The organism is Klebsiella sp. CN_Kp113, from assembly GCF_040064585.1.
GTDB classification, from domain to species: Bacteria; Pseudomonadota; Gammaproteobacteria; order Enterobacterales; family Enterobacteriaceae; genus Klebsiella; species Klebsiella michiganensis.
On record NZ_JBEAID010000001.1, the window covers coordinates 142,334 to 162,029 of the forward strand.

Sequence of the window (19,696 nt, forward strand, 5' to 3'; positions counted from 1 at the left end):
CCGGACGGCGTGCCGCATTCTTCGCTTTTCCCCTCTCCGCATAAATCGCTTCAGCTGAAACGATTCGTAATGTAAGCTATTTCTCACAGGAGATGGCATTCCTCCTTGAACCGCCATGTGGCTAATGATGCCTGCTTTTTATTCCCGGACCGGGAATGGGCAGGCATATCTGAATTGCAGGCACCGCGTCCGGGAAGGTTAATCTTCTAAGGAACTGACGATGCATGCAAACCGCTTTTCATCACTCTCTCTACTTTTCTTCCTCGGAAAATGGCTGCTCCTCGCCTTTATCATCGCGGTGCTGGCGGGTACGGCATCGGCGTTTTTTCTTTTCTCACTGCAGTGGGCCACGGCAACGCGTGAAGCTCACCTCTGGCTTATCGGGCTCCTGCCGTTGGCCGGTTTTGCCGTCGGCTGGATCTACCTGCGCTACGGCACCCGCGTGGAGGCCGGCAATAACCTGATTCTGGAAGAGATTCACGACCCTCAGCGCGTCATTCCCTTGCGCATGGCGCCGCTGGTTTTTTTCGGCACCGTTGTTTCTCATCTGTTTGGCGCCTCCGTCGGGCGTGAAGGCACGGCGGTGCAGATGGGGGCCTCGATTGCCGACCGTTTTACGGCCCTTTTCCGCCTTAACGACGATGCCCGGCGAATGATACTGATGGCCGGGATCAGCGCCGGTTTCTCTTCGGTTTTCGGTACCCCACTCGCGGGAGCGCTATTCGGGCTCGAGGTCCTGGCTATCGGACGGATGGACTACAGCGCCATTCTTCCCTGTCTGTTTGCCGCGATTATCGCCGATCGGGTCGGCATCATGTGGGGCGTGCAGCATACGCACTACTTTATTACCGGCTTTCCCACGCTGACGCTCTGGACGCTGCTGGCCATCATTATCGCCGGCTGCTGCTTTGGCCTCGCGGCGCGCATTTTCGCCGACAGCACGCATGCGGTCGGCGCCTTGATGAAAAAACGGATTCACTACGCGCCGCTGCGGCCGTTTATTGGCGGACTGGCGATTGCCGGCGCCGTCTGGCTGCTGCACGGAGAGCGCTATATTGGCCTGGGCATACCGGTGATAGTGGACGCTTTCCAGCATCCGCTGGCGCCGTGGGATTGCTTCGGCAAACTGATCTTCACCGTTGTCTCTTTAGGCAGCGGATTTAAAGGTGGCGAAGTCACCCCGCTGTTTTACGTCGGCGCGACGCTGGGCAATGCTCTGGCGCCGCTGCTGCATATGCCGCCAGGTTTTCTGGCCGGGATAGGTTTTGTCGCCGTCTTTGCCGGCGCGGCGAATACCCCCATCGCCTCGACGCTGATGGCGATTGAGCTATTTGGCGCGGAAATCGGTGTTTACGCGGCGCTGGCCTGCGTGGTGGCATGGCTGGTCTCGGGCTATACCGGTATTTATCGTTCCCAGCGCATAGCCTGCCTGAAACAAAGCTATGTCCCGACCGGCATCAGACTGGCTGAGCTCCCGGCGTGGTACCAATCGCAAACACGCCGTCAAAAAACCGACAACGAAACCCCCACCTCCTGACGAACGCGCCCGGAAACCGGAGGGTTCAGGCTCGCCGGTTTCTTCATGATATCTACCACATGCCGGAAAGTTGCGGCAATTGTGAGGATTTAATGGAGATTAGCGTCTCTTTATTGAAACGATAATGATTATCATTGATATTCTCGATCTCAATTTTTCATGATTTGATATGGATATTTATAATGAGAACGCAGAAAAATCACATAGCAACGCCCCTGGCCCTGGCCATTGCAGGCTTACTCAGCCCAGGGGTCTTCGCCGAAGAGGTGGAACAGGATACGGAGACCATGGTGGTTCATGGCACCGCCGAAGAGGCGTTGAAGCAGCAGCCGGGCGTCTCGATCATCACTGCGGAAGATATTGCTAAAGATCCCCCGGTTAACGATCTCTCAGAAATCATCCGTAAAATGCCCAGCGTCAACCTGACCGGCAACAGCGCCAGCGGCAGCCGCGGCAACAACCGTCAGATCGACATTCGCGGAATGGGACCGGAAAACACGCTGATTCTTATCGACGGCGTGCCCGTCACCTCCCGCAATTCAGTGCGCTATAGCTGGCGCGGCGAGCGCGATACCCGCGGCGACAGCAACTGGGTACCGCCGGAAATGGTGGAACGCATTGAAGTTCTGCGCGGCCCTGCCGCAGCGCGCTACGGCTCAGGCGCCGCGGGCGGCGTTGTCAATATCATCACCAAACGCCCCACCAACGACTGGCACGGCTCGCTTTCGCTCTATACCAATCAGCCGGAAAATAATAAAGAAGGCGCCACCAACCGGGCTAACTTCAGCCTCAACGGACCGCTGGCGGGAGATGCCCTGACCATGCGTTTGTACGGCAACATTAACAAAACGGAGCCCGATGCCTGGGATATTAACCGCGCGCAAAATGGCTCTTACGCGGCGGGCCGCGAAGGGGTACGCAACAAAGATATTAACGCCCTGCTGTCGTGGAAAGTTACGCCGCAGCAGATCCTGGATTTTAGCTACGCCTATAGCCGCCAGGGCAATATTTATGCCGGCGATACGCAGTACAGCAACAGCAATATGAGCCCAAATGGCCTGGTGGATACGCTGTACGGTCAGGAAACCAACCGGCTATATCGGCAGACCTGGGGCCTGACCGACAACGGGATCTGGGACTGGGGCCAGTCGAAGGCGGGCGTCTACTACGAAAAAACCAACAATACCCGCCTGCAGGAGGGCACCACCGGCCGCGTTGAAGGGATGATCAATAGCGATGTCTATGACACCAGCCGCCTGGAGTCGTGGCGCTCAACCGCAGAGGTGAATCTCCCCTTCAACTGGCTCACTGAACAGACCCTGACTCTGGGCATGGAGTGGAATCGCGATGAGCTAAACGATCCGGCGTCCATGCAGGCCACCACCACCACGGATGCTCTCCCCGGGATTTCGGGCGATCCTTCACAACGCAGCCCTAAAAACAGCGCTACCCTGACCGGTATCTATCTGGAAGACAATATCGAAGCGACGCCGGGCACCAATATTATCCCGGGTCTGCGCTTCGACTATCATAACGACTTCGGCAGCAACTGGAGCCCGAGCCTGAACCTGTCACAGGATCTGGGCGATATGTTTAAGGTCAAAGCGGGCATCGCCCGGGTATTTAAAGCGCCGAACCTGTATCAGTCGAGCGAAGGCTATCTGCTTTCTACGCGGGGTAACGGCTGCCCGATAAGTATTGCCGATGGCAACTGCTATCTGTTGGGTAACCCGGACCTCGATCCGGAAATCAGCATCAATAAGGAGATTGGCCTTGAGTTTAACCTGAACGGTTATAACGCCGGCGTCACCTGGTTCCGCAACGACTACAAAAACAAGATCGTCTCCGGCACCGAGATACTGGGTAATACCGCTACCGGAGCGAATATCCTGCAGTGGGAGAACGGCGGGAAAGCGGTCGTCGAAGGCCTTGAAGGCACGCTGCTGGTTCCGGTCATTGCCGATACGCTCAGCTGGCGCACCAATGCCACTTATATGATCAAATCGGAAAACAAAGATACCGGAAACCCGCTGTCCGTTATTCCGAAATACACCATCAATACCCTGCTCGACTGGCAGGTGACCAGCAAGTTTTCGGCGAACGTCAACTGGACTCTGTACGGTCGGCAGAAACCGCGGGAATATGCGGAAATTCGTACTGAAAACGGCGTACTGGCCACCAATGAAGTGGGCTCCTATTCCGTGGTTGGTATCGGCGGCAACTATCAGCTAATGAAAGACCTGCGCCTGAACGCCGGGATCAGTAACCTGTTCGATAAGCAAATTTATCGTGAAAACGAAGGGGCTTCGACCTATAACGAACCGGGTCGCGCCTATTACGCTGGCGTCACGATCTCCTTCTAACCCCTCACGCCCGCTATCGCGGGCGTATTCCCTATTCTCTCAGCGTCATTTTCATAGTAGCATCCGCCTGATCATCTTTGACTAGTACAGAGTATAGAATGACAACAACAGATCTTACGCCGAAGGGCGAATTGGTATTACGCACCCTGGCGATGCCGGCGGACACCAACGCTAACGGCGATATTTTCGGCGGCTGGCTGATGTCGCAGATGGATATTGGCGGGGCGATTATGGCCAAAGAGATTGCCCACGGTCGCGTCGTGACCGTGCGCGTCGACGGCATGACTTTTTTACGCCCGGTCGCGGTCGGCGACGTGGTGTGCTGCTACGCCAACTGCGTGAAGCGCGGCAATACGTCGATAACCATCAATATGGAAGTGTGGGTCAAGAAGGTGTCGTCTGAACCCATCGGCCAGCGCTACAAAGCAACCGAAGCGCTGTTTATCTACGTTGCGGTAGATAATGAGGGTAAACCGCGCGCCCTTCCCACCCAGTGATTCTGCCGGCCCGGCGCTTCCGGGCCGGTCTTTTACAGAAAGCCGAGTAAAGAGAAGAAGAAGTAGCCCAGCACAATAATAATTACCGGCAGGACGTATAGCGGAAAATACTGCACCAGGATGGTATGGCGTGGCACCACAACGCGTTCAGAGATTTGTTCGCGCGTCAGCCCTTCGGCCCCTTTCGCCTGCTCCAGAATCAGCTGATCCTCAACGCCCTCGCGCAGAAACTTCGCCTGGCGCCCCATCCGCGCTCCGGAGGCCTGTAGCGCCATGCCGACGAACACCAGAATATAGATAACCCAGAAGCCGATATTCATAGCGTGCTTAAAGTCCGGCAGCGGCGAGTTGTACCAGAAGAAATTCAGGAACGGCGTATTGAAACGCATCATCTCAATCATCACATGAGCAAAGTCCATCATCACCGCGTCAATGCCCGGTTTTTTCTCACTGTGCTCGTACATAAACTTCAGCACGGAGATCAGCGTCGAGATAACCGCCGGGATAAATACCACCCACCCCAAAATACGTTTAAGTACTGCAACGCGTCCAGCTTGTTGATACGTCATGGGTTCCCCTTGTTAAGACGCCTGTCTACCCTAAGTCTACCTTCGTCGGCGAATTTCGCCCAATAATGCGCGGTATGATATACCATGAGTGCCGATTCGTTATCTACTTACGCTACAGGAGAGGGACTTATGTCAGCCAGGCGCCAGATTCACGCCGCGATTTTTGATATGGATGGTTTACTGATTGATTCTGAGCCGCTGTGGGATAAAGCGGAGCTGGAGGTGATGGCAAGCCTCGGGGTGGATATCAGCCGCCGCCATGAAATGCCCGATATCCTGGGGCTGCGCATCGATTTAGTCGTCGATCTGTGGTTTGCCCAGCAGCCGTGGAAAGGCCCGGATCGTGCCGAAGTCACCGCGCGGATCATCAACCGCGCCATCCAGCTGGTGGAAGAAGCGCGTCCGCTCCTCCCCGGTGCGCGGGAAGCGGTGGCGATGTGCAAAGCCCAGGGGTTGAAAATCGGCCTGGCGTCGGCTTCGCCGCAGCGGATGCTGGAAAAAGTCCTCACCATGTTTGAACTGCGCGATCAATTTGACGCCCTCGCTTCCGCCGAAGGGCTGCCGTTCAGCAAACCGCACCCGCAGGTCTATCTGGACTGCGCCGCCAGACTCGGCGTCAGCCCGATGCACTGCGTGGCGCTGGAAGACTCGGTTAACGGCATGATTGCCAGCAAAGCGGCCCGAATGCGATCTATCGTCGTACCGGAAGCGGAAAATAGCCGCGATCCGCGCTTCGTGCTGGCGGACGTGAAGCTTGCCACCCTTGAATCCCTCACCCTGAGCGACCTGCTCGGTTAATCCTGCCGCTGATGATGAGATAGCGGCACCGTCTCATCATCACAAAATTAAAACAGCGTTTCATTTTTATTTGTTTTTTCTTCTCCCGCCCTCTATGCTTGTCTCAACGGCGTTATTTAACGCGTGAAATCAGCATACAGAGGTGCATATGGTACTGAACGCCTTTGACCTTACGGGCAAGGTCGCTATCGTGACGGGTTGTGATACCGGGCTGGGCCAGGGAATGACGCTGGGCCTTGCGCAGGCCGGGTGCGATATCGTCGGCGTGAATCGCCGGATCCCCCATGAAACCGCAGAGAAGGTTCAGGCGCTGGGCCGACGCTTTACCGCTATTCAGGCCGATCTGAGCCGGCAGGATGAGATTGAAACCATTGTCGATCGGGCCGTGGCCGCCATGGGCCGGGTAGATATTCTGGTCAACAATGCGGGAACCATCCGCCGCGCCGATGCGCTCTCCTTTAGCGAAAAAGACTGGGACGAGGTGATTAACCTGAATCTGAAGTCGGTGTTCTTTCTTTCACAGGCGGTCGCCAGGCAGTTTATTCAGCAGGGTGACGGCGGGAAAATCGTTAACATTGCCTCAATGCTCTCCTTTCAGGGGGGGATTCGGGTACCCTCCTACACCGCGTCAAAAAGCGGCGTACTGGGCATTACCCGCCTGATGGCCAACGAATGGGCGGGGCATCGCATCAACGTTAACGCCATTGCCCCGGGATACATGGCTACCAACAATACTCAGCAGCTGCGTGAAGACGCCGAGCGCAGCAAAGCGATTCTCGATCGTATTCCGGCCGGGCGCTGGGGCGTGCCGGATGACCTGCAGGGGCCGGTCGTTTTTCTCGCCTCCCGGGCGGCGGATTACATTAGCGGCTTTACGCTGGCGGTAGATGGCGGCTGGCTGGCACGCTGATGTTTTTGTGACAAAGAGTTACACCGTCACCTCTTCCGCACACTGTATAAAAACCCTATACTGTATGAATTGACAGTTTAGGGTTTTTATCATGACGGCGGAAGGCCACCTCCTTTTCTCTATCGCCTGTGCGGTATTTGCGAAAAACGCGGAATTGACTCCCGTGCTGGCTCAGGGCGACTGGTGGCACATCGTTCCTTCCGCCATCCTGACCTGTCTGCTGCCGGATATCGATCACCCTAAGTCGTTTCTCGGTCAGCGATTAAGCTGGATATCAAAACCGATAGCTCGCGCCTTTGGCCATCGCGGCTTCACCCATAGCCTGCTGGTGGTCTTTGGCGCGGTCGCGATTTTCTCATTGAAAGTACCGGAAAGTTGGATAGTGCCGGCAGATGCGGTTCAGGGCCTGGTTCTTGGCTACCTCAGCCATATTCTCGCCGACATGCTCACCCCGGCAGGCGTTCCGCTGCTCTGGCCCTGCCGCTGGCGTTTTCGCCTGCCCCTGCTTGCACCGCGCAAGGGTAACCAGCTGGAGCGCGCGCTGTGTATGGCGCTGTTTATCTATGCCGTATGGATGCCGCAAAACGTTGCCGAAAACAGCGCCATTCGCTGGTCATCGGACATGATTAATTCTTTGCAAACCACCTTTAATCGCTTAATTAGCCACCAGGCTGGACGATAAACCAGCGAATTATTCAATTGGTTATAATCAATTCCATTTGAATATAAGTAACGAATAACGCCTTCTGCTACCCTTGCCGTCATAAGAGCTGGTTATTGACCAGCCCGGTAATAAAAGATATCAGGAGAACGGGGATGAACTTTCCATTAATAGCGAACGTAGTCGTGTTCGCGGTTTTACTGTTGGCGCTGGCCCAAACCCGCCATAAACAGTGGAGCCTCGCTAAAAAAGTGCTGGTCGGTCTGGCGATCGGCGTTGTCTTCGGCCTGGCGCTACAGCTTATCTATGGTTCCGACAGCCCGGTGCTGAAGGATTCTATCCAGTGGTTCAATATCGTCGGTAACGGCTATGTTCAACTGCTGCAAATGATCGTCATGCCGCTGGTTTTCGCCTCCATTCTGAGCGCGGTCGCCCGTCTGCATAATGCCTCGCAGCTGGGTAAAATCAGCTTCCTCAGTATTGGAACCCTGCTGTTCACCACGCTGATTGCGGCGCTGGTCGGGGTGCTGGTCACTAATATGTTTGGCCTGACCGCCGAAGGGCTGGTTCAGGGCAGCGCGGAGACCGCCCGCCTCAACGCCATTCAGAGCAATTACGCCGGTAAAGTCGCGGACCTGAGCGTCCCGCAGCTGATCCTCTCTTTCGTACCGAAAAACCCGTTTGCCGATCTGACCGGCGCGAACCCAACGTCGATTATCAGCGTGGTTATCTTCGCCGCGTTCCTCGGCGTCGCGGCGCTGAAATTGCTGAAAGATGACGTCGCCAAAGGCCAGCGCGTACTCACCGCCATCGACACGCTGCAGAGTTGGGTAATGAAGCTGGTGCGCCTGGTGATGCAGTTAACGCCGTACGGCGTGCTGGCGCTGATGACAAAGGTGGTCGCGGGCTCTAACCTGCAGGACATCATCAAGCTCGGCAGCTTCGTTATCGCCTCCTATATTGGTCTGGGCATCATGTTCGTGGTGCACGGTCTGCTGCTGGCGGTCAACGGCGTGAGTCCTCTGAAGTATTTCCGTAAAGTCTGGCCGGTATTGACCTTCGCCTTTACCAGCCGCTCCAGCGCGGCGTCTATTCCGCTGAACGTGGAAGCGCAAACGCGTCGCCTGGGCGTGCCGGAGTCTATCGCCAGCTTCTCCGCATCGTTCGGCGCCACGATCGGGCAGAACGGCTGCGCGGGCCTCTATCCGGCGATGCTCGCCGTGATGGTCGCCCCTACCGTCGGTATTAACCCGCTCGATCCGCTGTGGATTGCGACGCTGGTGGGCATCGTGACCGTCAGTTCCGCCGGGGTCGCTGGCGTGGGCGGCGGCGCGACCTTTGCCGCCCTGATCGTCCTGCCGGCGATGGGCCTGCCGGTCACGCTGGTGGCGCTGCTGATCTCGGTTGAGCCGCTGATTGATATGGGCCGTACCGCGCTGAACGTAAGCGGTTCCATGACCGCCGGTACCCTGACCAGCCAGTGGCTGCGTCAAACCGATAAAGCTATTCTCGATAGCGAAGAAGACGCGGAGCTCGCGCACCGCTAAGCGGGCCCGCACTTCAGGTTATTAAAAACAAAAAACCGCTGATTTTCAGCGGTTTTTTTATTGTGCCCGGCACATTCAGGCGTCGATTTCACCTTCCCGCCTCATTTGCCTCGCCCAGCGCTGCGCCGCTTCCGGCACGTTAAACGGCGGGGAGCGACGAAAATGTTCGTCTATTAGCACAAAAGCAACGTATTTACCCCGCAAAACCCAGACGTCGCGAAAACCATCCATTTTGACGGCGTGTTCCGGCGGCGCAGGCTCGACTCGCGGCACGTAGCTAATGACCTGACGATTTTGTTGGCGAAGTGGTTTCATCACAAATAGATTCACTAAACACAGCGGGAAACAGAAACCCCTATCATAGCCGAAAAAGCCCCCTTTCGTCGCCCCCAGCTTGCGGCCCTTTAGTAGTAAAACTCTTATAAAAATATATTCTTGAAATGATGTTCTACAATTAGAAGGGTTTTGGTTTAGCAACGACCATTTTCAGCAATGAAAGCAGGAGCGAGCAATGTCTGATAAACACCATAACCCGCAAACCCATCAATCACCGGTTCACGACGACCGGGAAGCAAAACCAGGTCTGGATGCCTTAGCCCCCGAAGACCAGAACTGGCGGCCCACGCCGCATCCCACCGCCCCAGGTGAAGAGCCGACCGCCCCGGGCAGTATGAAAGCCCCGGATACGCACAGCGAAAAGCTCGATGCCCTTGAAAAACAGCGTAAAGGCGGCGAGGATTTTGCGCTTACCACCAATCAGGGCGTACGCATCGCAGACGACCAGAACTCGCTGCGCGCGGGCAAACGCGGCCCCACGCTGCTGGAAGATTTTATCCTGCGCGAAAAAATCACCCATTTTGACCACGAGCGCATTCCTGAGAGGATCGTCCATGCCCGCGGCTCCGCTGCGCACGGCTATTTCCAGGCGTACAGCGACTTAAGCGATATCACCAAAGCGGCTTTCCTCTGCGATCCGCAGAAAAAAACGCCGGTCTTCGTCCGGTTTTCCACCGTTCAGGGCGGCGCAGGCTCCGCCGATACGGTGCGCGACATCCGCGGCTTTGCCACCAAGTTTTATACCGACGAGGGCATCTTTGACCTGGTCGGCAACAACACGCCGATCTTTTTTATTCAGGACGCGATCAAGTTCCCTGATTTCGTCCACGCGGTCAAACCCGAGCCGCACTGGGCCGTCCCGCAGGGGCAAAGCGCGCACGACACGTTCTGGGATTACGTCTCACTGCAGCCCGAAACGCTGCATAACGTGATGTGGGCGATGTCCGACCGCGGACTGCCCCGCAGCTACCGCACGATGGAAGGGTTCGGCATCCACACCTTCCGCCTGATTAACGCGGAAGGTAAAGCCACCTTCGTACGTTTTCACTGGAAGCCGGTCGCGGGCAAAGCCTCCCTGGTATGGGACGAGTCGCAAAAGCTGACCGGTCGCGATCCCGATTTCCACCGCCGTGATTTATGGGAAGCGATTGAAGCCGGCGATTATCCTGAGTACGAGCTGGGCTTACAGCTGATCCCGGAAGAGGACGAGTTTGCTTTTGATTTCGATCTGCTGGATCCCACCAAGCTGATTCCGGAAGCGCTGGTCCCGGTGCAGCGCGTCGGTAAGATGGTCCTCAATCGCAACCCGGACAACTTCTTTGCCGAAAACGAACAGGCGGCCTTCCATCCAGGGCATATCGTTCCGGGGATAGACTTCAGCAACGATCCGCTGCTGCAGGGCCGACTCTTCTCCTATACCGATACGCAGATCAGCCGCCTCGGCGGGCCGAATTTCCATGAAATCCCGATCAATAAACCCACCTGCCCGTACCATAATTTTCAGCGCGACGGCATGCACCGGATGGATATTGATACCAACCCGGCAAACTATGAACCTAACTCCATCAACGATAACTGGCCGCGGGAGACGCCGCCGGCCGCGAAACGCGGCGGCTTTGAATCCTATGCCGAGCGGGTTGACGGGGAAAAAATTCGCCAGCGCAGTCCGTCGTTTGGCGAATATTACTCGCAGCCCCTGCTGTTCTGGCGTAGCCAGACGCCTATTGAGCAGCAGCATATTATCGACGGATTCAGCTTCGAGCTGAGCAAGGTCGTCAGGGAGTGGATCCGCGAGCGGGTGGTCGATCAGCTGGCGCATATCGACCTGCAGCTGGCTCAGGCGGTGGGTAAAAATCTGGGTATTGAGCTCACCGACGAACAGCGCAGCATCACGCCGCCGCCGGATGTTAACGGTCTGAAAAAGGATCCTACGTTAAGCCTGTACGCCATTCCCAGCGGTGACGTAAAAGGCCGGGTGGTAGCGGTACTGCTTAACGATCGTCCGGTCGCCAAAGAGCTCCTGACGCTGCTCAAGGCGCTCAAAGCGCACGGGGTGCATGCCAAATTACTCTATTCCCGAATGGGAAAAGTGCAGGCCGATGACGGTACCGAGCTGCCGGTGGCCGGGACCTTTGCCGGGTCGCCATCGCTTACCGTGGACGCGGTCATTGTTCCCGGCGGCGATCTGCAAAGCCTGAGCAACAATGGTGATTTCCACTACTACCTGCTGGAAGCCTATAAACACCTGAAGCCGATTCTGCTGGCAGGCGATGCCCGGCAGTGCAAAGCGCCGCTGCAGGTTGCCAGTCAGGGGGAAGAAGGCATCGTTGAGACGGACGCCATCGATAATTCGTCGGTGGATGCGCTGATTACCCTGATGGCGGCGCATCGGGTGTGGTCGAGAAGCGCCAAAATCTCCGCGATCCCGGCGTAAAAAAAGCCCGGCATTTCTGCCGGGCTTCTCACTTCTCTTTACTTACACATCGCGATAGGTGCCGAGCCGGTAGCCGCGCTCGGCAATCGCATACTTCAGCGACTCGGCGGTGAGCACGTCCAGTTCGGTCAGGCGCGGATAGCAATAGGCGCTACCCATAATCGTGTTATCAACGAACGCCGGGTGGCACATCACCTCCAGCGATCGCTCATCACGCTGGATAGAGGCATCCAGGGTTTGCAGAAACAGCGCTTCCGAAACCCCTTCCCCGTAAAACTCGCTGGTAAACCCGTCGCTGCTGCGCGCCGCATCCTGCGCTAAACCTGACAGCGTCGCCAGCTGCCGATCGATCCGCAGCGCCACCCCCTTCTCGCGCGCAAAGGCCGCGACGATGGGGTAAATCTGCGCAATCATATGCACATGGTGATGGCTGTCGATATGCGTCGGCTCATGGCCAAACAGTTCGACAAAGCGCCGGTACTGGCACTCCAGCTCGTGCGCGATCTCATCCAGCGGCAGGCTATCCTCTTCCGCCATCTGCCAAATCCACTTACCGAGACGACCTTCGCGGGTTAAGCCCGGCATCGCCGACAGCGGTTCGCCCAGCGTCAGGACAAAGTGCATCCCCACCGCCAGCTCAGGGACGCAGCGGCTAAGCTGGGCAGCGTGGCCGATCGCCGCGCCGTTGACCAGCGCCGTCGTGGAGGTGACCAGACCGTTCTTGCAGGCTTCGATAATGCCGTAGTTTTGCCCTTTGCTGAGGCCAAAGTCATCGGCATTGACGATTAACACGCGTTCCATAAGCCGCTCCCGTTACTGTTTCAGTTTTTCGATAGTCGCCGCAAAGTTTGGCAGCCACTGCTCGTGCGCAAGGATCATCTCACGCGCCAGCTGTTCGGCGTCACGATCGGAGTGGATCAGCGGGCTCAGGTTAAGCGCCAGCAGCACGTCATCCAGTTTACCGCTGATTGCCGCTTCGCTGGCCGCGACTTCAAAGCCTTTAATGGTGTAAATCAGCCCCAGCACTTTTTCGTCGAAATGCGTGATGCGCGGCGTCGGTTTCGCACCGTCGCGCCCCAGCGTACAGGTCATCTCGACCGCCCAGTCGGCCGGGATGTTATCCACGTGGCCATGGTGCGGCACGTTCACGTAATGTTCGGCCTGTTTATCATTATAAATGGCGTTAATTACTTCACAGGCCGCGTCGGAGTAATACGCCCCGCCGCGCTGTTCCAGCTCTTTTGGTTTAACGTTCAGATCCGGATCTTTGTACAGCTCAAACAGCTGTTTCTCAACCTTCTGCACCACCTGCGCGCGGGCGCCGCCTTTGTAGTACTCGCCCATTTCAATCGCCAGCATCTCTTTTGGCTTAAAGTAGTAGAGCAGATAGGAACAAGGGATCAGGCGCAGCGAACGGAGCAGCCCTTCGCTAAACGGCAAATCAAAGATATTTTTCACCGAGTTTGCGCTCAATCGACCCGACGCCACGCCGTCAAGCAGCTCGTCAAAGCGCGAAACGCCGTTGACCAGCACATCCCGCACGAACACCAGATGATTCAGACCAAACAGATCGATATTGAGCTCATCGCTCGGGCTCAGCTTCAGCACATCGGTGATAAACATCTTCATGCCGATAGGAATATTGCATACGCCGATAAAGCGCTTAAAGCCGGTATGACGATAAACCGCTTCGGTCACCATGCCCGCCGGGTTGGTAAAGTTAATCACCCAGGCGTTCGGACAGACTTCCTGCACATCTTTCACAATGTCAAAAATGACCGGAATGGTGCGCAGACCTTTAAACAGTCCACCCGCGCCGTTGGTTTCCTGGCCTAAATAGCCGTGGCTCAGCGGAATACGCTCATCCTTTTCGCGCGCCTTAAGCTGGCCGACGCGCAGCTGAGTAGTGACGAAATCTGCGCCTTCCAGCGCCGCGCGGCGATCGAGAGTCTTGTAGACTTTCATCGGGACGCCGGCTTTTTCCACCATGCGCTGGCACAGCGCGTGGATTATATCGAGCTTTTCCTGCCCTTCCGCGACGTCCACCAGCCACAGTTCGCTAATCGGCAGTTCATGGTAACGCTTCAGGAAGCCTTCCAGTAATTCCGGGGTATAGCTGCTGCCGCCGCCGATAGTCACTACCTTCAATTTCTGGCTCATCTTTTTCTCCCTTGCGGATAGCGCGTATGCGGCACCCGCTCTCCGTTTAAATACGGACAGTTAATTTGAATATTTAGACCGCGCGGACTATTCCGCGCCCGGTTAATTAATACTGGTGAGGTGTTTCCGATAGCTGCTGGGGGTAAAAGAAGTCAGCTTCTTGAATGTTTTAATAAACAGACTTGGGCTACTGTACCCCGACTCATAGGCGATATCGGTCACCGAGTAGTTGGTTATCTCCAGCTGTTTTTTGGCGAAGTTGATGCGAATATCGTTAATCATCTGCATCGGCGTTTTGGCATAATAACGCTGGGTGGCCCGGGTTAAGTATTCCTGAGTTTTCCCGGAAAGCTCGACCATATTTTCCAGCGCCCCCTCGCCAAATTTAAGCTTATCGTGCATACCCTCAACGGTATTTTTTAACCATTGCGGAATAACGTCTTCCGTAGGTTCTTCACGATAATGCCGCAAACGATTCAGGGTGTAAAAAGACACCAGCTCGATAAATTCGTCGAATTCAGTTTCGCGAAAATTCAGTGATGCAATAACCGACTCAATATAACTGAGAAAAGTACTTTTAACGGCATAGACCTGTGAGGCGACCAGACCAAACGGCAGCAGCGGCAGATAGTGTTTCTCAAAGAAACTTTTGCTGATGCCAACGTTAAGAATGCGCGTCGCACCAAATTCATAAAAACTCTGGTGATGCGACCCCATTGGGATGAAGACAAAATCCCCGCGCTCCAGCAGCACCCGCTTGCCATTAATAACCTGATAATAGCGCCCGGTTAAAACGATGGTGTACTCGTAGTAATCATGCTGGTGAAGCCCGCTTACGCTCTCCGTTTTGTTATAGATGACCACATGAAAGTTCTTGCCGTTAAAGAGTTGTTGCTCCCGGGCGGTACTGATTTCAGTGGTCATCATCTTTGGCTGCCTCATCGTGTCGATGACCTATTGTACCTTCTCGTGCAGCTCAATCAATTCGGCAACCAGCTCACGAGCCAGCATTGAGGTCATCAGATGATCCTGCGCATGAACCAGCACCAGGCTCACCTTCATTTTGCCTTCACCCTCATCGCTCTCAATCAGCTGCGTCTGCACAAGGTGCGCTTCGCTCAGCGCCATGCGCGACTGTTCCATCATCGTTTTCGCCGCCTCGAAATCTCCCTGCTTTGCCTGCTTCAGCGCGGCATAAGCCAGGCTGCGCGCTTGACCGGAGTTGATAATCAGCCCCATCACCACCTCTTCGAGGTCGTTTACCACGGTCTCTTCTGCTGCGATGTTATCCAGATCAAACATAATGACTCCCTTATTTCCAGGACGGTACGGGAAATCTCCCGTACCGCTCAATGTTAGAATTTCAGTGCGTTAGCGATATCTTCTTCGCTCTCTTCCTGCTCAATGACGCCCTGCGCTTTGTTGGAAATCACCACAAACGGCAGGTAGACCAGGGTGGACACGGCAAGGTTGAACAGGGCCAGCAGCAGAGCGGCTACGCTACCGTTGGTGTTAAAGAAGGCGCCTAAACCGGTCGGCATGGTCCACGGCGCGATATTGGTAATCGGCGGGATGATGCCCAGGGTATAAGCCGTCATGGTGATAGCCGCCAGCAGAGGCTGAATCAGAATGAAGGGGATAAACATCACCGGGTTCATAATGATCGGCAGACCGAACAGGATTGGCTCGTTAATCTGGAAGATGCCTGACGGCAGCGCCAGTTTCGCCACCTGACGATGATCCTCACGACGTGAAGCGATAAAGATGGCGATGATTAAGCCCAGAGTCGCGCCGGTACCGCCAAGGAAGATGTAGGAATCCAGCATCGGCTTGGCCCACATATGGAAGCTCTTACCCGCGGCCAGCGCGGCCTCGACGGAACCGTACTGCTGGTAGGTTGCAATGTTTTCCAGCGCCCACGGCGTCATGATTCCGCTATCCAGCGCTGACAGCGCCAGCGACCCGTGTACGCCGAAGAACCACAGCAGCGAGGTGAAAATGACGTATGCCCAGCCTACGACGGCGCCCATTGAAGCCAGCGGCGTGGAGATAGTGTCCATGATGATCTGGTGGAAGTTAGTCCCCCAGTGGGTCAACGCCCAGGAGATAATCCCCATAATCGAGAGGATGATAAAGGCCGGGATGACCGCAGAGAATGAACGGGAAACCGAAGCCGGCACGCTGGACGGCAGCGTAATCACCCAGTTGCGATGCACGATAAAGGTGAACATCTCGGCAACGACCAGCCCGATGACAATACCAGAAATGATATTGGCGCCGCCTAACCAGTTCGCACCCACGGCGTAGGCTTCACCGACGCTATAAGGCGTGACGGTCATAAATGCCGCAACGGCCAGTAAACCGGCGGCCATCGGGTCTACTCTCCGCTCCTCAGCTAAAGCGGAGCCAATAAAGAAAGGCGCCATGAGCGACATAATGCCAAGCGTACCGTTATAAACGTTACCGCCGATAGCTTTAAAACCGTTAAGCGTTTCTATTGTAGACGCATCCAGACGGATGCCCATTGAATAAAAGAATGAGCCGTCGCCAAAGCTCAAAAATACGTTGTTAATTAAAACAAACATCGCCCCGGCTAGCGTCAATGGCATTAACTTAATAAAGCCGTTTTTAATTGCATTGACGTGGGGCTGTCTTCCTATTTTGACGGCAAAAGGCAGGAGTACCTTTTCAAGCGAGTCAATCACTTTACTCATAATAAATACCCTTTAAGGCCGCAATATAGTCACTGCGGCAATGATAGATGAAATTACTCTTTGACGGGAAAATAAACTCTGGGTATTTCGGACAGCGAGCAGCTAAAACACACCCTCACGAAATTCTAACCGCTGCTATCCGAAATATGTCGAGTTTTAAAATAAAATTATTGTGCAGCAGCTTTCTTAATGGCCGCAACGGCCGCTTTCAGAACACCTAAACCATCGATCTTACCGTACAGAACAGAATCAATGACTTCTACGGGTTTATTTGGCAGTAAACGCTGAATGTCCGGCAGCATATAGGAAATTTGTGGGCCTAATAATACGACATCCGCATCAGGTCCTTTTTCACCGGCTAAGGTCTCCGGAAATGCTTCAATAATCACCGGCACTTCATACTTCTCGGCCTGGGCACGCATTTTCGATACCAGCAGTGATGTCGACATCCCAGCAGAACAGAACAGGTAGATATGTTTCTTTTCCATGAACGCTTCCTCAATTTGTGTGACCCGGTCCTCTCTGCATCATTGATGCCTGAGAGGCGGTAAGAGATGTTTCTTTGAATTAGTATTGTTTATGCATTGAGTATACGGCATCGATCGACAGCAGGATAATTCCTCCTTGAACAGAATTGTCTCTCATTGACCTCGCGTTTTGACTGCCTTCACATTTCCCTCAAATAATTCGCGCAATTAAATAAGCATCAGAACTCATAAAAAAACCCGACCAATGGTCGGGCTTTCGTAGGAATCAGCACTATGGCGGGGCGTTACTTACTGTTGCGCGGGTCGGTATCATACTCGGCACAGGTCTGATAACCAGAATTCATCACGCGGCCAGTTTCATCCAGCGCAACGAAGTAGGTTTCAATTTTACCATCGCGTTGACCCAGGATATATGTCTGGCAGGTACCGCGCGCGTGGATCATGGTGACTTCTGATGAAGGCTTACCGGCAATTTGCGCAACCTGCGCGCGGGTCATGCCTTTCTTAACGTCTTTAACCACGGGTTGAGTAAACTGATCTTTCGTACGGTCGTAGGCCGTACACCCTGCCAGCAGGGTCAATACTGCTGCTGCGCCCAGAAATCCTGCAAAATGCTTGTTCATATACCATCCTCTTTTTTTTGGCGTGTTAATAAGCCTGGAATAAATATCGTTATTTTTCAAGCCGAAGGTGGAAATGAAGCGAAATTAAGAGCTTTCCAATAATAAATCCCCTCTTGTTGAGGTTGCCTGCTTTTGCTTCACTCAAAATTGTGATCCTTGTCGTTTTACCGGCAAAGAGGTAGGTTAAACCACTGCTGATTGGCAAACAGATTCACTTCCCGGAGGGCGCAATGACGCTACAACAAGAGATTATTCAGGCGCTGGGCGCAAAACCCCAGATCGATGTCGAAGCCGAGATACGCCGCAGCGTAGACTTTTTGAAGGCCTATCTTCAGAGATACCCTTTTATTAAATCACTGGTCCTCGGCATCAGCGGCGGCCAGGATTCAACGCTGACCGGTAAATTGTGTCAGTTAGCCATCAACGAGCTGCGTGCCGAAACCGGTGACAGCAGCCTGCAGTTTATTGCCGTGCGCCTGCCCTACGGCGTGCAGGCGGATGAGCAGGACTGCCAGGACGCTATCGCTTTTATTCAGCCGGATCGCGTATTAACGGTCAATATCAAAGGCGCCGTGCTGGCCAGCGAACAGGCGCTGCGCGAGGCCGGGATTGAACTTAGCGACTTTGTTCGCGGTAACGAAAAAGCCCGCGAACGCATGAAGGCGCAGTACAGCATCGCCGGAATGACCCACGGCGTCGTGGTGGGTACCGACCATGCGGCGGAAGCCATTACCGGATTCTTCACCAAATACGGTGATGGCGGTACGGATATTAACCCTATCTTTCGCCTTAACAAACGCCAGGGCAAACAGCTGCTGGCCCAGCTAGGCTGCCCGGAGCATCTGTATAAAAAGCTGCCGACCGCCGATCTTGAGGACGACCGCCCCTCCCTGCCGGACGAAGTGGCGCTGGGCGTGACCTACGAAAATATCGATGATTATCTGGAAGGCAAAGCGCTGGATGAGAAAATTGCGAAAACGATTGAAGGCTGGTATTTGAAAACCGAGCATAAACGCCGACCGCCGATTACGGTCTTCGACGACTTCTGGAAAAAGTAATTCGCCTCTCCCCCTCCGCCCCGACCCGGTTCGGGGCGATTTTTTATCCTTTTCGCCTCTTCCTTCGACTGCTATACTGGATAAATAACCAGCACCAGGAACAAAAGTGGCAAGAAGGCAATCCGCCCCGCGTCTCGAATTTGAAGCGGCGGCAATTTATGAGTATCCCGAACATCTGCGACCGTGGCTTGAGGCTTTGCCCAGGCAGCCGGGGGTGTATCTGTTCCACGGCGAAAGCGATACCCTACCGCTCTATATCGGGAAAAGCGTGAATATCCGCAGCCGGGTGTTGTCGCATCTGCGCACGCCCGACGAAGCGGCGATGCTGCGCCAGTCCCGGCGCATTACCTGGCAACGAACGGCGGGAGAGCTGGGCGCACTCTTATTAGAGGCACAGCTCATTAAAGAACAGCAGCCGCTATTCAATAAGCGTCTGCGGCAAAACCGACAGCTATGTTCATTACGCCTGGCTGACGCCCGTCCGCAGGTGGTGTACGCCAGCGAGCTGGATTTTTCCCTGCAAAGCGATCTCTATGGTCTTTTTGCCAACCGCCGCGCGGCGCTGCAGGCGCTGCAAAAAATTGCCGACGAGCATCGCCTGTGCTACGGATTAATGGGCCTCGAGCCGCTCAACCGCGGGCGGGCCTGCTTTCGTTCGGCGCTCGGCCGCTGCGCGGGCGCCTGTTGCGGAAAAGAGAGCGTTGAAACACACCAGCAGCGTCTGGTCGACAATATGCAAAAGATGCAGCTGGTATGCTGGCCCTGGGCCGGGGCGATCGCGCTGGAAGAGAGCAGCGAGGATATGACCCAATACCACATTATTCAAAACTGGCTTTGGCTTGGCGCGGTAGAGTCTCTGTCGCAGGCGTCATCACTCACGCGCCTGTCGGCCAAATTTGACCATGACGGTTATAAAATATTGTGTAAGCCGTTGCTCAGCGGCCGCTATAAGCTCCATCCTCTGTGAGGCGAATGTCAGCCCCGATGCGCTATCGGGGCAA

Annotated in this window: 19 protein-coding genes and 1 riboswitch; of the genes, 10 read left to right on the plus strand and 9 right to left on the minus strand. The window is 55.1% G+C overall.

The window, feature by feature from the left end:
- The first annotated feature begins 79 nt into the window (after window positions 1–79).
- A riboswitch (Fluoride riboswitch) is annotated at window positions 80–141 on the plus strand.
- Window positions 142–220: 79 nt separating this feature from the next.
- The 3 genes from ABLV30_RS00800 (at window position 221) to yciA (ending at window position 4,397) form a co-directional block, all read left to right on the plus strand.
- Complete coding sequence (locus ABLV30_RS00800) at window positions 221–1,537, plus strand: voltage-gated chloride channel family protein (protein ID WP_032749470.1); 1,317 nt, start codon at window positions 221–223, stop codon at window positions 1,535–1,537.
- A gap of 182 nt (window positions 1,538–1,719) precedes the next feature.
- The gene (locus ABLV30_RS00805) at window positions 1,720–3,900 is read left to right on the plus strand and encodes a TonB-dependent siderophore receptor (RefSeq protein ID WP_348865489.1); all 2,181 of its coding nucleotides are present in this window, start codon (window positions 1,720–1,722) and stop codon (window positions 3,898–3,900) included.
- A 98-nt stretch (window positions 3,901–3,998) separates the two neighbouring features.
- Window positions 3,999–4,397, plus strand: a complete 399-nt coding sequence (yciA, locus tag ABLV30_RS00810; protein ID WP_232553371.1) for an acyl-CoA thioester hydrolase YciA — start codon at window positions 3,999–4,001, stop codon at window positions 4,395–4,397.
- 32 nt (window positions 4,398–4,429) lie between these two features.
- Here the strand turns inward: yciA and ABLV30_RS00815 are convergent, their stop codons facing one another.
- Window positions 4,430–4,966, minus strand: a complete 537-nt coding sequence (locus ABLV30_RS00815; RefSeq protein ID WP_049082228.1) for a YniB family protein — start codon at window positions 4,964–4,966, stop codon at window positions 4,430–4,432.
- A 129-nt stretch (window positions 4,967–5,095) separates the two neighbouring features.
- Here ABLV30_RS00815 and hxpB point away from each other — a divergent pair, with 129 nt between their 5' ends.
- From hxpB to ABLV30_RS00835, 4 genes are all read left to right on the plus strand, one after another.
- Window positions 5,096–5,764 carry a hexitol phosphatase HxpB gene (gene hxpB / locus ABLV30_RS00820; protein ID WP_049082229.1) on the plus strand — a complete coding sequence of 223 codons (669 nt, stop codon included), beginning with the start codon at window positions 5,096–5,098 and terminating at the stop codon, window positions 5,762–5,764.
- Between the two features lie 148 nt (window positions 5,765–5,912).
- Window positions 5,913–6,674 (plus strand): 2-dehydro-3-deoxy-D-gluconate 5-dehydrogenase KduD, encoded by a 762-nt coding sequence (gene kduD / locus ABLV30_RS00825; RefSeq protein WP_014228989.1) that lies wholly within the window; start codon window positions 5,913–5,915, stop codon window positions 6,672–6,674.
- Between the two features lie 91 nt (window positions 6,675–6,765).
- Window positions 6,766–7,356 (plus strand): metal-dependent hydrolase, encoded by a 591-nt coding sequence (locus ABLV30_RS00830; protein WP_004850102.1) that lies wholly within the window; start codon window positions 6,766–6,768, stop codon window positions 7,354–7,356.
- A 134-nt stretch (window positions 7,357–7,490) separates the two neighbouring features.
- On the plus strand, window positions 7,491–8,882 hold the full coding sequence (locus tag ABLV30_RS00835; RefSeq protein ID WP_014228987.1) for an L-cystine transporter: 1,392 nt from the start codon (window positions 7,491–7,493) through the stop codon (window positions 8,880–8,882).
- Between the two features lie 75 nt (window positions 8,883–8,957).
- Here the strand turns inward: ABLV30_RS00835 and cedA are convergent, their stop codons facing one another.
- Window positions 8,958–9,212, minus strand: a complete 255-nt coding sequence (gene cedA / locus ABLV30_RS00840; RefSeq protein ID WP_224381791.1) for a cell division activator CedA — start codon at window positions 9,210–9,212, stop codon at window positions 8,958–8,960.
- 181 nt (window positions 9,213–9,393) lie between these two features.
- On the opposite strand from cedA, the gene katE reads away from it, so the two are divergent.
- The gene (katE, locus tag ABLV30_RS00845; protein ID WP_064375385.1) at window positions 9,394–11,652 is read left to right on the plus strand and encodes a catalase HPII; all 2,259 of its coding nucleotides are present in this window, start codon (window positions 9,394–9,396) and stop codon (window positions 11,650–11,652) included.
- 42 nt (window positions 11,653–11,694) lie between these two features.
- On the opposite strand, the gene chbG is transcribed toward katE, so the two are convergent.
- From chbG to osmE, 7 genes are all read right to left on the minus strand, one after another.
- A complete protein-coding gene (gene chbG, locus ABLV30_RS00850) occupies window positions 11,695–12,453 on the minus strand; it encodes a chitin disaccharide deacetylase (protein WP_014228984.1) in 759 nt (252 codons plus the stop codon).
- 12 nt (window positions 12,454–12,465) lie between these two features.
- Complete coding sequence (locus ABLV30_RS00855; RefSeq protein WP_009653470.1) at window positions 12,466–13,812, minus strand: 6-phospho-beta-glucosidase; 1,347 nt, start codon at window positions 13,810–13,812, stop codon at window positions 12,466–12,468.
- A 102-nt stretch (window positions 13,813–13,914) separates the two neighbouring features.
- On the minus strand, window positions 13,915–14,754 hold the full coding sequence (gene chbR / locus ABLV30_RS00860) for a transcriptional regulator ChbR (RefSeq protein ID WP_071532282.1): 840 nt from the start codon (window positions 14,752–14,754) through the stop codon (window positions 13,915–13,917).
- Window positions 14,755–14,766: 12 nt separating this feature from the next.
- A complete protein-coding gene (gene chbA, locus ABLV30_RS00865; RefSeq protein WP_219558219.1) occupies window positions 14,767–15,114 on the minus strand; it encodes a PTS N,N'-diacetylchitobiose transporter subunit IIA in 348 nt (115 codons plus the stop codon).
- Window positions 15,115–15,167: 53 nt separating this feature from the next.
- Entirely contained in the window at window positions 15,168–16,526 is a 1,359-nt protein-coding gene (chbC, locus tag ABLV30_RS00870; protein WP_004850089.1) for a PTS N,N'-diacetylchitobiose transporter subunit IIC, read from the minus strand.
- Window positions 16,527–16,693: 167 nt separating this feature from the next.
- Window positions 16,694–17,014, minus strand: a complete 321-nt coding sequence (gene chbB / locus ABLV30_RS00875; RefSeq protein WP_004101340.1) for a PTS N,N'-diacetylchitobiose transporter subunit IIB — start codon at window positions 17,012–17,014, stop codon at window positions 16,694–16,696.
- A 284-nt stretch (window positions 17,015–17,298) separates the two neighbouring features.
- Complete coding sequence (gene osmE / locus ABLV30_RS00880; RefSeq protein ID WP_004850085.1) at window positions 17,299–17,637, minus strand: osmotically-inducible lipoprotein OsmE; 339 nt, start codon at window positions 17,635–17,637, stop codon at window positions 17,299–17,301.
- A 230-nt stretch (window positions 17,638–17,867) separates the two neighbouring features.
- Between osmE and nadE the strand changes: the two genes are divergently transcribed.
- Both nadE and cho read left to right on the plus strand, forming a co-directional pair.
- Window positions 17,868–18,695 carry an ammonia-dependent NAD(+) synthetase gene (gene nadE / locus ABLV30_RS00885; protein ID WP_004850083.1) on the plus strand — a complete coding sequence of 276 codons (828 nt, stop codon included), beginning with the start codon at window positions 17,868–17,870 and terminating at the stop codon, window positions 18,693–18,695.
- A gap of 106 nt (window positions 18,696–18,801) precedes the next feature.
- A complete protein-coding gene (gene cho, locus ABLV30_RS00890) occupies window positions 18,802–19,662 on the plus strand; it encodes an excinuclease Cho (RefSeq protein ID WP_032749480.1) in 861 nt (286 codons plus the stop codon).
- Window positions 19,663–19,696 lie beyond the last annotated feature (34 nt).

What these genes read in the sequence shown, in the direction of transcription:
- ABLV30_RS00800 (WP_032749470.1), top strand. Translation starts at nt 221, where the DNA reads ATGCATGCAAACCGCTTTTCATCACTCTCTCTACTTTTCTTCCTCGGA.
- ABLV30_RS00805 (WP_348865489.1), top strand. Translation starts at nt 1,720, where the DNA reads ATGAGAACGCAGAAAAATCACATAGCAACGCCCCTGGCCCTGGCCATT.
- yciA (WP_232553371.1), top strand. Translation starts at nt 3,999, where the DNA reads ATGACAACAACAGATCTTACGCCGAAGGGCGAATTGGTATTACGCACC.
- ABLV30_RS00815 (WP_049082228.1), bottom strand. Translation starts at nt 4,966, where the DNA reads ATGACGTATCAACAAGCTGGACGCGTTGCAGTACTTAAACGTATTTTG.
- hxpB (WP_049082229.1), top strand. Translation starts at nt 5,096, where the DNA reads ATGTCAGCCAGGCGCCAGATTCACGCCGCGATTTTTGATATGGATGGT.
- kduD (WP_014228989.1), top strand. Translation starts at nt 5,913, where the DNA reads ATGGTACTGAACGCCTTTGACCTTACGGGCAAGGTCGCTATCGTGACG.
- ABLV30_RS00830 (WP_004850102.1), top strand. Translation starts at nt 6,766, where the DNA reads ATGACGGCGGAAGGCCACCTCCTTTTCTCTATCGCCTGTGCGGTATTT.
- ABLV30_RS00835 (WP_014228987.1), top strand. Translation starts at nt 7,491, where the DNA reads ATGAACTTTCCATTAATAGCGAACGTAGTCGTGTTCGCGGTTTTACTG.
- katE (WP_064375385.1), top strand. Translation starts at nt 9,394, where the DNA reads ATGTCTGATAAACACCATAACCCGCAAACCCATCAATCACCGGTTCAC.
- chbG (WP_014228984.1), bottom strand. Translation starts at nt 12,453, where the DNA reads ATGGAACGCGTGTTAATCGTCAATGCCGATGACTTTGGCCTCAGCAAA.
- ABLV30_RS00855 (WP_009653470.1), bottom strand. Translation starts at nt 13,812, where the DNA reads ATGAGCCAGAAATTGAAGGTAGTGACTATCGGCGGCGGCAGCAGCTAT.
- chbR (WP_071532282.1), bottom strand. Translation starts at nt 14,754, where the DNA reads ATGAGGCAGCCAAAGATGATGACCACTGAAATCAGTACCGCCCGGGAG.
- chbA (WP_219558219.1), bottom strand. Translation starts at nt 15,114, where the DNA reads ATGTTTGATCTGGATAACATCGCAGCAGAAGAGACCGTGGTAAACGAC.
- chbC (WP_004850089.1), bottom strand. Translation starts at nt 16,526, where the DNA reads ATGAGTAAAGTGATTGACTCGCTTGAAAAGGTACTCCTGCCTTTTGCC.
- chbB (WP_004101340.1), bottom strand. Translation starts at nt 17,014, where the DNA reads ATGGAAAAGAAACATATCTACCTGTTCTGTTCTGCTGGGATGTCGACA.
- osmE (WP_004850085.1), bottom strand. Translation starts at nt 17,637, where the DNA reads ATGAACAAGCATTTTGCAGGATTTCTGGGCGCAGCAGCAGTATTGACC.
- nadE (WP_004850083.1), top strand. Translation starts at nt 17,868, where the DNA reads ATGACGCTACAACAAGAGATTATTCAGGCGCTGGGCGCAAAACCCCAG.